Raw genomic sequence first — 13,887 nt, 5'->3', positions numbered from 1 at the left:
CTCGCGGGGGCGCCGGCCGGATACCGGGCGGGGCGCCGGCCGGAACCGGAGTGCCGCCGACCGGACCCGGGAGTGCCGCCCGAGCCTCACGTGGACGAGGCCGCGGTACGGCCGCCGGCCGGGACGTGCAGGGGCCCGAGACGGCGGCCCCCACACCCCCGAGCCGAGCCGTTGCTTGGCCGCGACGGGCCCTTCCGTAGCTGCGCCGCCCCGCTGAGGCCACGCCGGCTACAGCAGGTCGCGGGGGACCTTCTCGTTCCAGGTGCGGGAGAAGACCCGGCGGTCGGCCTCGTAGGCGTCGAGGGTCGCGTCGACGAAGAAGTCCGTCTCGTCGCACGTGAGCCGGGTGCTGGTGACCACCCGCGCGTCCCAGTCGTCCCGTCGGAACCGCATGGTCCACGTGGTCTCGCCGCCGACCGAGGTGAAGTCGTCGGCGACCGCCGTGTAGCGCTCGTGGGCGCGGCGGCCGGCCTCCAGGCCGATGTCCTCGAAGCGGACCGTGCCCCGGTCCTTGACGATGTCCAGCTCGGAGTGGTACCCGATCAGGTCCCGCTTGACCTCCCAGCGCTCCTCCGGGGGCGTCACCTGGGTCATGGCGAGCGGGGCAGTGCCCTCGGGTTCTCCGAAGGGGGACGAGGGCACCTCGTCGGGCTCGTCCACGGGCCGCACCGGCAGGGTGAGCGTGCTGGAGTGCTCGTGCACGCCGAGCCGGGCCGGCTTGGGCGCCGGCCAGGCCAGCGGCCAGTACGACGTCGACAGGGACAGCCGGATGCGGTGGCCCGGCGGGAACGCCTGCGCCACACCGTTCAGAGGGATGGTGGCCCGGTAGCGCCGGCCCGGCTCCAACGGCTCGGGCGACTCCGTGCTGTCACGGCGGGTCAGGTTCAGAATGCCGTAGGAGACGCGGGTCGCGGCGCCGTCGGGGCTCACGTCGGACAGCCGCGCGGCCACCAGGGCGACCGGCTCGCTGACCGTCAGGTCGAGCTCCACGCTCGGTGAGCCGAGGATCTCCACCGGCTCGGTCAGCGGCTCGCTGTCGAAGACGAGCGAGCCGCCGTCCTCCTCCCGCTGGTCGTAGGGCAGGTCCGGGGGAGCGTTGTAGGAGGCCCACTTGCCCGCGAACTGGCCGACCGACAGCGGCGAGCGCACCGTCATCGCCTCACCGCCCTCGGAGGGCGCCGCCGAGGCGTCCTGCGCGGGCCCGATCGTGTGCCGGCTGAGCGGGTGCGTGAGGGGCCGGATGTGCGGGGACGGCCAGTCCGGCTCGCCCACCCAGCGCCCCGGCCGCTCCTCGTAGGACGTGGAGGGCGGCACGCTCTCCTGCATCCACGCCAGCAGCATGGGGCCGTCCATGACGCCGTTGTCGACGCCCTTGAGCCAGTGGTCCCACCACCGCACGAGTTCCTGGAGGTAGCCGATCGCCGGGCCGGGCTCCCCGAGGTGGGGGAACTTGTGCGACCAGGGCCCGATCAGCCCCTTGCGGGGCACGTCCAGGTTCCCGAGCAGCCGGGTCACGGCGTTGGAATAGCCGTCCGCCCAGCCGCTGGAGGCCAGGACCGGGCAGCGCACGCTCGAGTAGTCCTCGCACACCGAGGCGTGCCGCCAGTAGTCGTCGCGCCGCTGGTGACGCAGCCACTCCAGCACCCAGGGCTCGGTGTTCTCCAGCCGCTCGTGCCACATCCCGCGCCAGCGGTCGCCGACCACGGCCGGGTCGGGCGGGCAGGTGCCGTAGGCGAACATGGTGCCCGCCTCGGCCAGGTTGTCCGACAGCAGGGCGCCGCCCATGTAGTGCATGTCGTCGGCGTGCCGGTCGTCGGTGAACGAGGCGATGGCGATGGCCTTCAGACCCGGCGGCTGCCGGGCCGCCACCTGGAGTGCCGCGAACGCGCCCCAGGAGATGCCCATCATGCCCGTGCCGCCGTCGCACCAGGGTTGTTCGGCCAGCCAGGCCAGGATCTCCTCGGCGTCCGCCTGCTCCCGTTCCAGGTACTCGTCGCGCAGCACGCCCTCCGAGTCGCCGGTGCCGCGCAGGTCGACGCGGACGCAGGCGTAGCCGTGCCCGGCTAGGTACGGGTGGTGGATCGAGTCCCGTACGGCCGTCAGATCGCGCTTGCGGTACGGGATGTACTCCAGCACCGCCGGCACCGGCTCCTGTTCCGAGGAGGTGGGGCGCCAGATGTGCGCGGAGAGCCGGACCCCGTCGGACATCGGGATCGTGACGTGCTCCTCCTCCTTCGTCTCGTACGGCAGGTTGGTCACGTAACGCATGGAACCGTGCTCCTCACTTGCGTGCGGCGTCGGCCTCGGCCGGGGCGTCCTCGAAGGCCAGGCCCAGGGCGGCCACGCAGTGGTCGAACTTCTCCCGCAGCTCCGCCTCGTCCGCGCCGCCGGTGTAGATGTGCGCCAGCTCGTAGCTGTAGCTGTCCTGTCCCGGGAGCTCGGAGAGCCTGTCGCCCCGCTCGGGGATCACCTCGATGCGGACGCCCGGCGTCTCCCGCTCGATGCGCGCGATCTCCTCTGGGCCCGGCACCCGGCTCACCACACCGTCGGTGAACCAGCGGTGGTACCACTTCGCCGCCATCGCGTACGGGCCCTCGCGGTGCGGCATGTGCGGGTCCTCGCCGAGGGCGAGGCTGATCATGCAGTGGTGGTTGGGTACGCCGTCGACGTACTGGAACAGCTCCGCGTGCGACTGGGAGTGCCGCGGGTTGATCTCCAGCAGGTTGATCTCCTGGGTCCGCGGGTCGTAGAAGTACTCGATGCTGAAGGTGGCCGAGTCCATCCCGATCTGCCGCATCACGCGCTCGCTGACGTCGTGGAGCCGGGCGATGACCGGCGGCGGCAGCGTCGACGGGTACTGGTGGCGCAGGAAGCAGGGGGAGTCCGGGTACTGGATGGAGTCCAGGACCCCGTAGACCGTCACCTCTCCCTGGTGCACATAACCCTCGACGGCGACCTGGACGCCGGACATCGCCTCCTCGGCGAGGCACACCCGGCCGCCGACGCCGTCCATCTCCGGGGGCAGGTCGATGCGTTCCAGGATGTGCTCGAAGGGACGGCCGATCCGGGAGATGCCCTCGCGGATCTCGGAGACGGCCTTGCCGAACTCCTCTTCGTCATCCACTCCGAAGGCGAGTTCCGAGGAGTACGAGAGGGCGGGCTTGAGCCACATCGGGAAGGTCACGCCCTCCGGGGGACGTGGCGGCTCGGCGGCCAGGTCGACCTGGCCGAAACGCGGATGCCGGTCGGTGGCCTTCTGCTGCTCCAGCCGGCTCCAGTACTTGTGCTCGCACTTGACCACCGACTCCAGACTGGTGCTGCGGGTGCCGTAGCGTTCGCTCAGCATCGGGACGAGGGTGCTGACCGGGAAGTCCCAGTAGCCGACGATCGCGTCGATGCTCCCGTCGAACGCGTCGAGCACGCCCTGGGCCTTGTCGAGCAGCGTGGGCAGGTGCACCTCGCCCAACTGGAGCTCCTCGATCGTCAGCAGCTGGTGAAAACGCAGCCGTTCGGCTCCCGGGACCTGTTGCAGCGTGGGCAGATTCGCCTCGTCGAGTCCGATCACGAAGACGTTCTTCACCGTCTCGTCAGACACGGCTCTCCTTCCGACGACGTACGGCCCGAAGGCCGACTTGCAAGATCGTTGGAGTACCCGTCGTGCCTGTCGGCATTCCGGTCCGGGCATCACGCCCGTTCCGGGCGCCCCGCCGCAGCGCGTCCACGGCGCCGGGGACATGCCCGCCGCCGTTCTGGGAACGCGGGCCGGGCAAGGACGGCGCGACCGGTGAAGCGGGCCGCGCCGTGGACGACACCGGCGAAGGGAAAGTTGTGCAGCCCGAGCAGGAAAGGCCCGCACCTCAGGTCGTGTCCGAGCCGGACCCGCCCTACGACTCCGACAAGCAGCAGCGGCCCGGCCTTGAGGCCGAGATGCGCAGCAAGCCGCGCTACCGGGCCGGCCGTTACCGGGCGAGCGGGAAGCTGGAGGGGAAGACCGCGCTGATCACCGGCGGCGACTCCGGCATCGGACGGGCCGTGGCGCTTCTGTACGCACGCGAGGGCGCCGACGTCGCCGTCGTCCATCTGCCCGAGGAGCAGGTGGACGCGGAGCGCGTGCGCGCCGAGGTGGAGGAGCAGGGCAGGCGCTGTCTGCTGCTGCCCGGCGACCTCACCGACCCGGAGTTCTGCCGTGCGGCCGTCGAACGGACGGCGGCGGAACTCGGCGGGCTGAACATCCTCGTGAGCAACGCCGCCTACCTCAACAGCAAACTGGAACTGGAGCAGTTGACCGCGGAGGACTTCGACCTGACGTTCAAGACGAACGTCTACGCGTACTTCCACCTGCTCATGGCGGCCCTGCCCCATCTGCGGCCCGGCGACGCGGTCATCGCCACCGCCACCGAGGAGGCCCTCAAGGGCAGCACCACGATGATCGACTATGCGGCGTCCAAGGCCGCGCTGATCACCCTGACCAAGTCCGTCGCCGTGCACCTGGCCAAGCGGGGCGTGCGCGCCAACGTGGTCGCGCCGGGCCCCACGTGGACACCCCTCAACGAGGCCGATCCGCACATGCCGCCGGAGGGACTCGCCCACATCGGCAGCGAGGCCCCGCTGGAACGCGCGGCCCAGCCCGAGGAGATCGCGCCCACGTACGTCTACCTCGCCTCCGACGCCGACTCCAGCTACACCGTCGGCGAGGTCATCGCGGTGACCGGCGGCATCGTCGACACGCGGTAGCCGGGCTCACTTCCCGGCGTTCCCGGCGGGCAGGGGCTGTTCGGCCCAGATGGTCTTGCCCGTGGCCGTCTGGCGGCTGCCCCACCGCTCGGCGAGCTGGGCGACGAGCAGCAGTCCCCGCCCGCCCTCGTCGAAGACCCGGGCCCGGCGCAGATGCGGCGCGGTGTTGCTGCCGTCGGACACCTCGCAGATGAGGGTCGAGTCGCGGATCAGTCTCAGCTCGATGGGGGCGCCGCCGTACCGCAGCGCGTTGGTGACCAGCTCGCTGACGATCAGCTCGGTCGCGAACTCCGCCTCCGTCAGCTCCCATTCGGCCAGCTGCGCGCCCGCCATCTTGCGGGCCCGGGCCACGGCCGAGGGTTCCGGCGGCAGCTGCCAGGTGCGGACCTTCGCGGCGTCGAGCACGGCCGTCCGCGCCAGCATCAGCACGATGTCGTCCTCGGGCCGGCCGGTCAGCACCGTGCGGAGCACCCGGTCGCAGGTCTCGTCGAGCGTGCCCTGGGGGCTGCTCAACGCCCGGCGCAGCAGGCCGATCCCGACCTCGATGTCGTGGTCGGGCGCCTCGATCAGGCCGTTGGTGTAGAGGGCGAGCAGGCTGTTCTCCTCCAGTTGCACCTCGGAGGCCTCGAACGGCAGACCGCCCAGACCCAGCGGCGGCCCGGGCGGCAGATCCAGGAAGCTCACGCCGCCCCCGGGGGTGACCAGGGCGGGCGCCGGATGCCCGGCGCGAGCCATGGTGCAGCGCCGGGTCACCGGGTCGTACACCGCGTACAGGCAGGTGGCGCCGACCTGCCCCGACGCCTCCTGCTCGCCGCGCACCTCCGGGCCCTCCTCACGGTCCAGCCGGATGACGAGGTCGTCCAGCTGGGTGAGCAGCTCGTCGGGTGCGAGATCGACGTCCGCGAGCGTCCGTACGGCCGTCCGCAGCCGGCCCATCGTGGCCGACGCCTGGATGCCGTGGCCCACCACGTCGCCCACCACCAGCGCCACCCGGGCGCCGGACAGCGGGATCACGTCGAACCAGTCGCCCCCGATGTCCGCGCCGGCCCCGGTCGGCAGATAGCGGTAGGCGATGTCCATCGCGGCCAGCTCCGGAGGCCGCTCGGGAAGCAGGCTGCGCTGGAGCGCCAGCGCCGTGCGGCGTTCCCGGGTGTACCGGCGGGCGTTGTCCACGCTCACCGCCGCCCGGGCGACGATCTCCTCCGCGAGCAGCAGGTCGTCCTCGCTGAACCACTCGGGCGTCCGGTGCCGGAGGAAGTGCACCAGGCCCAGCGTCACACCCCGGGCGCGCAGCGGCACCATCATCACCGAGTGGATCAGGTGCCGGGACACGGTCTCGGCACGGGAGGGGGACGACCTGAGCCATTCCCGCAGTTCCGGGTCCCCGGGCCGGTGCCGGACGCCCCGGCCGGCGTTCAGGGTCCGCATCGGCAGCGTCCCCACCGGGTAGCGGATCGTCCCGCCCGAGGCGACCACCGACTCCGGGCAGCCCTGGAGCACCGACAGCTGCGCGGTGCGCCGTACGGTGACGGGCGTGTCCGGCGGCAGCGGCCCCGGCTCGTCGCCCAGGGCGACGGACTCCAGCAGATCCACGGTGACGAAGTCGGCGAACCCCCCGGTCACGGCCACCTCGGCCATCTCCTCGGCCGTCCGGGTCACGTCCAGGGTGCTGCCGATCCGCAGACTGGCCTCGTTGAGCACCGCGAGGCGGCGGCGGGCCCAGTGCTGCTCCGTCGTGTCGAACACGGTCGCCGATATGCCGTGGACCGCGCCGGTCTCGTCCTTCAGCGGCGACAGGAACATGGACCAGGCGTGCGGCCGGGTCTGGCCCGGGGCCTTGGCGTGCTCCTCGTGGAAGATCATCTCGCCGGTGCGCAGGACCTCGCGCTGGAGGCGGTCGTACTCGTCGAAGGGCGGGTTCGGCTCGATCTCCCACAGCGTCAGGCCCTTCATGTCCTCCTCGGACCTGCCCATGACCTCGGTCATGATGTCGTTGGCTGCCACCAGCCGGGCATCGCGGTCGTAGACCGCCACCGGCACGGGGAGCTGGCCGAGCGTGAGGTCCCACAGCGGCAGGGTTCCCTGCTCGGCCGGGGCCGCCGTGTACGACGGCACGGTGCCGGTCACGAGCCACAGCCGTCCGCCCTCGGCGTCCGCCAGCGGAGTCCCCTGCAGCCGGACGGCGACGCGGTCGCCGTCCCGGTGCCGCAGCGCCACCTCACCGGCCCAGCGCCGGCCTTCGGCCGCGTGCCGCCGCGTGGACTCCGGCAGCCGGGCGGCGAGCAGGTCGGTGACGGGCTTGCCCAGGAGCTCGGCGGGTTCGTAGCCGAGCAGACGGCGAGCGCCGTCGCTCCACACCATGATCGCCCCGTCGGCGTCGACGACGACCACCAAGTCCTCCGGTACGCGTCCCTCCACGGTGCCTCCGGCTGTGCCGCCCCTGGTGCTCACGATTCTCTGCACCGATTGTCCCGCTACCGACTCGCTGAGGCTCGTCTGCCGAGACGCGCTGCGGTGACCAGCGCGAACGCCAGGACGACCGTGCGGATCCCCTCCTCGACCCCGGCGGGAGAGCCGTCAGCCGGCCAGGCGTTCCGCCAGCAGGAACCCGCCGATGACGATCATCATCGCGCCGGAGACACGGGTCACCGCCCGGGCCGCGGCGGGCCTGGTGCTCAGAACCGTGCGGGCCAGGACTCCGACGGTGAGGTAGACCACGGCGCAGGCGGCCATGTGCAGCGAGCCGAGCAGGCCGGTCTGGCCGGCGACCGGCCACGCACCCGCGGGGTCGATGAACTGCGGGAAGAGGGAGAAGTAGAGCAGCAGCGCCTTGGGGTTCAGCCCGCTGATACCGATTCCCCTGAGCACGACCCGCAGCCTGGAGGTGCCTTCGGGGCCCATGTCCTCCCCGGCGGCCGGCAAGACGGCCGGCTGCCGGAGCACTCCCCAGCCGAGCCACACCAGGTAGCCGGCCCCCGCCATGGTCAGCACGGTGAGCAGCGTCGCCGAGCTCGCCACGATCACCACCAGGCCCGCCACGGCGAGCAGGGTGTAGCCGGCGTATCCGGCGATCAGCCCGGCGACCGCCGGCACGACCGACCGGTCCCGAAGGCCGGCCGTGATCGCGTAGGCCCAGTCCGCGCCGGGGGTGAAAACCAGCAGCAGATCCACTGCCAGGAAGGCCGCCAGCGTGGTCGTGTCCATCGATCGTTCCCTCTCACATACGGTGGGGCGAGAGGAAGGTTAGGCCGGATCGATGCGAAGGTGTTCCCTTCTTTACTCCTTGATCCCGGCTTCTGAGGCAGAATCTTCCCCATGGATGCCCTGGACCGGAAAATTCTCACCGAGCTGCAGCTGGACGGCCGTCTCACGGTCACCGAGCTGGCCGCGCGGGTGAAGCTGAGCGTCTCGCCCTGCCACCGCAGGCTGCGCGACCTCGAACGCGAGGGCGCGATCCGGGGGTATCGCGCGGTGGTGGACCCCTCCGCCGTGGGCCTCGACTTCGAGGCCCTGGTCTTCGTCACCATGCGCCTGGAGGACGCCGACACGGTCTCCGCGTTCGAAGAGGCGGTGGCCGCCGTCCCGCACGTGCTCCAGGCCCAGCGGCTGTTCGGTGACCCCGACTACCTCCTGCGCGTCGCCGCCACCGACCTGACCGCCTTCCAGCAGCTCTACGACCAGCGGCTCGCCCGGCTCCCCGGCGTCCAGCGCCTCAACTCCACCCTCGTCATGAAACACGTCGTGGACGACCGACCGCTGCCCGAGTGAGCGGCCCCCGCGCGGGCGGCGGGCCTCAGCCGCCGAGCCCTTCGGTGAACCGCGGGGGCGGCGTGCGTCGGCGGTCGAGCGTCCTGCGCACCGGGCGGGCGTGGTGCGTCGGCGGTCGAGCCGTCCTACGGACCGCGGGGGCGGCGCGCCTCAGCCTCCGAGCCCCCCGGCGAACGGCATCGACCGCCACTGCTCGACGGCCGGCTTGAGCGCGTCCACCAGCAGGGGCAGTTGCGGCGCGAGCGCGAGGCAGGCCACCGCGCGGGACATGCCCACGGCGTTGACGACCCGCAGCACGTCCTTGTCCAGCCGGGGCAGACCCAGCCGCCCGGCCGCCGCGTCGTAAGCCGCCTCGCACTCGGGGCCGAGGGCCGCCAGGTCCCACTCGACCGGTCCGAGCGTGGTCAGTTCGAAGTCGGAGTACAGGGGGCCGTCCGGGCCGGCGACGATGTTGGCCGCCGGGGCGTCCCCGTGGACCGGCTGCAGCCCGACGCCGGGGAACACCGCCTCGAACCCCGCCCGTGAGGCGACGACCGGCTCCAGGACCTCCCACTCCCGCCGCGCCCGGTCGAGATCGGCGGGCTCCAGGAGATCGGGGCGCGCTTCGAGCGTGGTAAGCCCCTCGGTGACGAACCGTGGTTCCGCCGCCGAGAGGAACGGCAGCTCACCCGGGTAGGAGCGCAGCGCGACGTGCAGGTCGGCGACCAGGCCCGCCTGGCGCACGAAGTCGGGCTCGGCGCTCTGGTCCAGCTCGACGAACTGCCAGATCGTCATCGAGAACCCGTCCCGCAGCACGGGCTCCCGCGGCACGAGCGGACTCGGCGGGATCACCGGGTGCCCCTGATCCGCGAGCCATCCCGCCACGGCCAGCTCCTGCCGCTGCCGGGAGGCCTGGGAGCCGGCGTCGGCGTACGACGGCAGGACGGTCGGCACCCTGACCACCACGGGTGACGGAGCCAGGTGCACCACCACGGAGAACACGTCGTAGATGACCCGCGCGTCGGCCACGTCGAGCCCCAGATCACGCCCCGCGGCGACGGCCGCCGCGAGGGCACGGGAGGTGCGGGCGGACATCTGATCAGGTGTCATGAACCCTTCCATGCGGAGAGCGTAACGCCACGCCGGCTCGAAACGGCCGCCGCGGACGACTACCCGCTGAACGGCAGGATCCCCATGGACGGGGACGCCTGCTCCTGACTGACGACGAGGGATAGACTCCTGCGCCGGAGGGGATCACGGGGTGAGTGAGAAGGACTTGGCGGCGGCCGCAGCTCCCGGTCGGCTGCGCCGAGCGTTGCCGCACAGCAGGCGCGGCCGATTGTCGCTGATATCCGTGCTGGTGCTCGTGCTTGCGGGCACCGCGCTCGGCACGTGGGCGGCGGACACCTGGCCGTGGCCGAAGGACCGCTACTGCTGGGGGGCGTGGCAGGAAGACAGCGGCCCGGGCTTCCTCGGCGACGAGGCCCTCGACGACGACGGGTCACGCACCGGCGAGCAGACGGCGCCCACCCGCGAGCGCCCGACCGGCAGGTGCGACGTCACCATCGCCGGCGAGCACAAGAGCAGTTACGACGGCGACAAGGTCTCCACCGACCAGCAGGTGTCCGTCGAGTACGGCCCGGTCCCCAAGGCCGCGGAAGCCCGGCTAGCGATGGTCCATGACGGTTTCCTGGGCGGCGACATGGTTCCGCTCCCGGACGGTCTGCCGGGTACGGTGAACGGGCGCGGTGGCTTGCTGGTGCTTCCCGAGTCCTGCGACACACAGGACGGCCGACCGACCGTCGTCACGATGCACGCGTCCGGCACATACACCAGCGGCCCCTCGTACATCCGGAACGACCCGGCCGATCTGGGCGGCGCCCGTCAGGCGGCGGAGCTGCTCGTCGCGGCGGCCAACCGCGGCATGGCGGCGGCCGGTTGCGCGCCGGACGAGCCTCTGAGAGTCAGCTCACCCGTCTACGACCTGCCGGGCGACCGGGAGCGCGTCTTCAGCACCTCCGAAGACGTCTGCGGCATCCGCGGCCTGCATCTCGGCACGGAGGACATCGAGTACCAGACCGGCGTTGTCACCCGCGACCTGCAGACGTGCAGCGTCCGTAACGACCGCGACGGTCTGCCGTATCTGCAGCTGGCGATGGTCGCGCAGCCCCGGCTGGCGGCGGTGTTCGACGGCATCGCGGGCGAACGCCCCGCGGCCCGCGGCTGGCGCGGCACGGGCACCACCGGCGAGAAGCACGCGATCGTACGAGCCGACTGCGCCGGCCGGCCCACCGTCTTTCTGATGGGCGCCTCCACCGACCTCGGCCACCTCGCCGCCTTCGCGAACGCAGCCACCGCCCGTCTGCGCTGCGCCCCCATCGCCCCCAAGGGAGCCGCCCGGTGAGCAGCACCGCGGACGAGCCGAACCGATGTGAGCCGCCCCTGTCCGCCGAGCCGGAGCCGCTCAGCGAGCGGCGTCTGAGCCGCTGGCACTGGCGCAGGCTGCTGCGTGGCCGGGTCCGGCCGCTGCTGGCCGCTGGCCTTGCCGGGGTGCTGCTCGGCGCCGGCGGCGTGGCCTGGCAGACGCAGGCCGGGCCGTTCGCGCCGGATGAGCTGTGCTGGGGCGCGCTGTCCCGCGACGACCTCGCCCTGACCTTCCGCGAGCCCGAGGACGTCAAGGTGGTCGAGGCGCCCGTGCTGCGCAGCGGGCGTTCCCTGGACGGCCCCGTCGGCAGTTGCCAGTTGACGAACAGCGACGGCGACGGATGGGCGCTCACCGCCCGGGTGCACCAGCTGGACGACCGGGCCGGCGACGACGGCATGTGGGCTGATGAGTTCCTCTCCGCCCGTCTCACCCCGCTCGGCGGCGGCCTGCTGGGCATGGCCTCGGACAACCGCGCCTGGCTCGCCATCCCGGACGGCTGTCTGGGCCGCCCGAGCGACTTCGACGGGCCGACCGTCGTCGACATCGCCCAGGGCCGCTGGATCACCGACATGGAGCCGCGTACCGAACAGCGGGACGGGATGGCCCGCATGGTCGTGAAGCTCGTCAACAAGGTCAGCGCGGACCTCGGCTGCGCCGGCACGATCGCCGATCCGGTTGAACGCCTACCGAAGGCCGCCCACTACACCCGCACGGAGAAGCCGGACGCGCTCTGCGGCATCAAAGGGCTGACCCTGGGCAAGAAGCGCAAGCCGTACCACGACCCCATGATCACTGACGGACACGGCCCTGTGCGCACCTGCGACCGCGACATCACCGGCTCGCAGCCGAAGCAGCGACTGATGACCGTCGAGGACCCGCGGCTGGCCGCGATCTTCGTCAGGATGGCCCTGAAAGAGGGCGACCAGGTGCGCTCCGCCGCCGGCTACGGCGGCCTCGGCCCCAATCTCGGCGTCTTCCAGGCCCGTTGCCAGACGGGCGCGACGGTGTTCCTCGTACAGGCCAACGAGAGTGGGAAGGCCGCGGACGTGCGTACCCTCTTCCCTCGGTACGTCGAGGCCGAGGCCGCCCGCCTCGGCTGCGGCCCGCTGAAACTGAGACTGCCACGGCAGTAGCGGCTGCGAGTGGCGCAGTCGGTGCGATGAATCTGCCGGCGATCATCAGATGGACGATGCGCTGGAGCCAACGCTTGATCCCGTCGGCCACGACCCGTAGATGTCAGTGGTGCGGGCCATACTCGTGCCGCGGCGCCGCCCGGCACCGCAGCACGAGGGGAGCGACATGGCTGAGGTGCTGGTGTTCCACCACGGGCACGGGTTGACCGACGGCGTCCGTGAGTTCGCCGAGCAACTGCGACGGGCCGGACACACCATCCACGTCCCGGACCTGTTCGAGGGGCAGGTATTCGACAGCCTCGAGGAGGGCATGGGTTACGCCGAGGATGTCGGGTTCGGCACGGTCGTCGAGCGCGGAACCGCCGCCGCCGAGGGGCTCCCTGCGGAACTCGTCTACGTCGGGTTCTCGCTCGGCGTCCTGCCCGCGCAGAAGCTGGCTCAGACTCGCCCCGGCGCAAAGGGTGCCCTGCTGCTGGAGGCATGCGTCCCGGTCGCGGAGTTCGGCGACACCTGGCCCCACGATGTCCCGGTCCAGGTCCACGGCATGGACGCGGATCCGTTCTTCGCCGGGGAGGGCGACGTGGACGCCGCCCGCGCGCTCGTCGAAACGGCGGCGGATGCCGAGCTGTTCCTCTATCCCGGCGACAGGCACCTGTTCACCGACAGTGGCCTGCCGCCCTACGACGAGCAGGCCGCCGCGCAGGTCTCTCATCGAGTGCTGGACTTCCTCGACCGCAGCACATAGCCCGGCGTTGCGGCGACAACTACCAAGGCCAAAGGCTGCCCACACCGACCTGCGCTGTTGAGGCCGTCGCCGACCCAGGTGTGCTGTCCCGGCACGTCGGTGACACGCGGCCTACGGGATGACACCCCGCGAGTGGCGCATCCGCGGCCTGTCCGGCGCGGGGACGACGGACGCGGCTGAGCGGGAACGTCCCGGCGGGCCGGATCGTTGCCCATGAGTTCAATCACCTCCGAGTCCGCCCGTACCGCCGACATCGCCGACCCAGGGAGCATCGTGCCCGAGACCAAGCCCGACCCGTCCACCGTCCTCCCCGCACTCCCGGCCCTGAGCGCGCAGGCCGAGCGGCTGATCGAGCTGGGGGTGCACGAGATCGCCGGGCTGTCCGCCGAGAAGATCCGCACATTCGCCGCGACGGCCGAAGCCGGGGCCGACGGCCAGGGTGCCCTGCTGGCCGTGCACCCGGACCGGGCCCCCGCCTCGGCACTCACGCCTCTGCTCCGTCGCGACGGTAAGCCGGGCTTCGTCGTCGTCGACATGCCCGACGTCGACGAGTTCGCCCCCTGCGCCCTGGAACTGCCCGACGCCCCGCTCTACCTCGTCCACGGCATCGACCGCGGCGACCACATGGCCAACTGGTCCCCGGACGAGGCCCTGCCCGCCCTCACCAAGGAGGACCGCACCCCGCTGGTGCTCACCGAGGGCATCCACTGGGTGCTCCAGCAGCCCGAGGCCCTGGAGCGCAACCTCTGCTTCATGACCATCGGTTCCCGGCTGCGCAAACCCACCGGCACCTTCGACGCCCGCACCCCGGCCATCTGGATCAGCAACGGCACCGGCCGGGACGGCCGCGAGCGCCGCAACGCGCCCAAGGTCGGCTGGTGCTGGTGGAACAACCGGCACACCTGGCTGGGCTTCGCCTCCACGACGGGCCGCAGGGGCTGAGGCCCGTCACCGCACGAACCGGGTGAGCGGCGCCGGCCGCCCCGTGCTCAGTCCGCCGGAGCGGCACCCCGGGCCGGAGCGTCCGTACCGCCCCGCAGCGCCTGGTACACGGACCACACCACGGCCACCAGCGGTACGGCCACCACCGCACCGATCACCCC

At 72.0% G+C, this 13,887-nt stretch carries 11 protein-coding genes; 6 read left to right on the top strand and 5 right to left on the bottom strand.

Translation table 11 applies throughout. From position 1 onward, the window contains the following. Nucleotides 1-228: 228 nt before the first annotated feature. Nucleotides 229-2,268 (bottom strand): CocE/NonD family hydrolase, encoded by a 2,040-nt coding sequence (locus C1J00_RS24795; RefSeq protein ID WP_102911261.1) that lies wholly within the window; start codon nucleotides 2,266-2,268, stop codon nucleotides 229-231. Nucleotides 2,269-2,281: 13 nt separating this feature from the next. Continuing rightward, nucleotides 2,282-3,595 carry an ATP-grasp domain-containing protein gene (locus C1J00_RS24790; RefSeq protein ID WP_102911260.1) on the bottom strand — a complete coding sequence of 438 codons (1,314 nt, stop codon included), beginning with the start codon at nucleotides 3,593-3,595 and terminating at the stop codon, nucleotides 2,282-2,284. 269 nt (nucleotides 3,596-3,864) lie between these two features. On the opposite strand from C1J00_RS24790, the gene C1J00_RS24785 reads away from it, so the two are divergent. Continuing rightward, nucleotides 3,865-4,734 carry an SDR family oxidoreductase gene (locus C1J00_RS24785; protein ID WP_245936492.1) on the top strand — a complete coding sequence of 290 codons (870 nt, stop codon included), beginning with the start codon at nucleotides 3,865-3,867 and terminating at the stop codon, nucleotides 4,732-4,734. Nucleotides 4,735-4,740: 6 nt separating this feature from the next. On the opposite strand, the gene C1J00_RS24780 is transcribed toward C1J00_RS24785, so the two are convergent. Then, nucleotides 4,741-7,152 (bottom strand): SpoIIE family protein phosphatase, encoded by a 2,412-nt coding sequence (locus C1J00_RS24780; protein WP_102911258.1) that lies wholly within the window; start codon nucleotides 7,150-7,152, stop codon nucleotides 4,741-4,743. 159 nt (nucleotides 7,153-7,311) lie between these two features. Continuing rightward, the gene (locus tag C1J00_RS24775) at nucleotides 7,312-7,938 is read right to left on the bottom strand and encodes a LysE family translocator (RefSeq protein WP_102911257.1); all 627 of its coding nucleotides are present in this window, start codon (nucleotides 7,936-7,938) and stop codon (nucleotides 7,312-7,314) included. A 111-nt stretch (nucleotides 7,939-8,049) separates the two neighbouring features. Here C1J00_RS24775 and C1J00_RS24770 point away from each other — a divergent pair, with 111 nt between their 5' ends. Continuing rightward, nucleotides 8,050-8,502: an Lrp/AsnC family transcriptional regulator gene (locus tag C1J00_RS24770; protein WP_102911256.1), complete on the top strand. Its 453-nt coding sequence runs from the start codon at nucleotides 8,050-8,052 to the stop codon at nucleotides 8,500-8,502. A 150-nt stretch (nucleotides 8,503-8,652) separates the two neighbouring features. Here C1J00_RS24770 and C1J00_RS24765 read toward each other — a convergent pair whose 3' ends face one another. Further along, nucleotides 8,653-9,591: a phosphotransferase gene (locus C1J00_RS24765; RefSeq protein ID WP_245936491.1), complete on the bottom strand. Its 939-nt coding sequence runs from the start codon at nucleotides 9,589-9,591 to the stop codon at nucleotides 8,653-8,655. 151 nt (nucleotides 9,592-9,742) lie between these two features. Between C1J00_RS24765 and C1J00_RS24760 the strand changes: the two genes are divergently transcribed. The 4 genes from C1J00_RS24760 to C1J00_RS24745 all read left to right on the top strand — a co-directional run bounded on the left by C1J00_RS24760 (nucleotide 9,743) and on the right by C1J00_RS24745 (nucleotide 13,726). Beyond that, on the top strand, nucleotides 9,743-10,885 hold the full coding sequence (locus C1J00_RS24760; RefSeq protein WP_245936490.1) for a hypothetical protein: 1,143 nt from the start codon (nucleotides 9,743-9,745) through the stop codon (nucleotides 10,883-10,885). Further along, nucleotides 10,882-12,039, top strand: a complete 1,158-nt coding sequence (locus C1J00_RS24755; protein ID WP_102911254.1) for a hypothetical protein — start codon at nucleotides 10,882-10,884, stop codon at nucleotides 12,037-12,039. The genes C1J00_RS24760 and C1J00_RS24755 overlap by 4 nt, the downstream gene beginning before the upstream one ends. Before the next feature lie 166 nt (nucleotides 12,040-12,205). Then, complete coding sequence (locus tag C1J00_RS24750; protein ID WP_102911253.1) at nucleotides 12,206-12,784, top strand: dienelactone hydrolase family protein; 579 nt, start codon at nucleotides 12,206-12,208, stop codon at nucleotides 12,782-12,784. A 273-nt stretch (nucleotides 12,785-13,057) separates the two neighbouring features. Continuing rightward, entirely contained in the window at nucleotides 13,058-13,726 is a 669-nt protein-coding gene (locus tag C1J00_RS24745; RefSeq protein WP_102911262.1) for a DUF5701 family protein, read from the top strand. Nucleotides 13,727-13,887 lie beyond the last annotated feature (161 nt).

Source organism: Streptomyces cahuitamycinicus (genome assembly GCF_002891435.1).
Classification (GTDB): Bacteria; Actinomycetota; Actinomycetes; order Streptomycetales; family Streptomycetaceae; genus Streptomyces; species Streptomyces cahuitamycinicus.
Note: the sequence above shows the minus strand (reverse complement) of the source record. Positions and strands in the feature narration are given on the sequence as shown.

Excerpts from the sequence above, each read along its gene's own strand:
- C1J00_RS24775 (WP_102911257.1), bottom strand. The coding sequence starts at position 7,938 with ATGGACACGACCACGCTGGCGGCCTTCCTGGCAGTGGATCTGCTGCTG.
- C1J00_RS24770 (WP_102911256.1), top strand. The coding sequence starts at position 8,050 with ATGGATGCCCTGGACCGGAAAATTCTCACCGAGCTGCAGCTGGACGGC.
- C1J00_RS24765 (WP_245936491.1), bottom strand. The coding sequence starts at position 9,591 with ATGACACCTGATCAGATGTCCGCCCGCACCTCCCGTGCCCTCGCGGCG.
- C1J00_RS24795 (WP_102911261.1), bottom strand. The coding sequence starts at position 2,268 with ATGCGTTACGTGACCAACCTGCCGTACGAGACGAAGGAGGAGGAGCAC.
- C1J00_RS24750 (WP_102911253.1), top strand. The coding sequence starts at position 12,206 with ATGGCTGAGGTGCTGGTGTTCCACCACGGGCACGGGTTGACCGACGGC.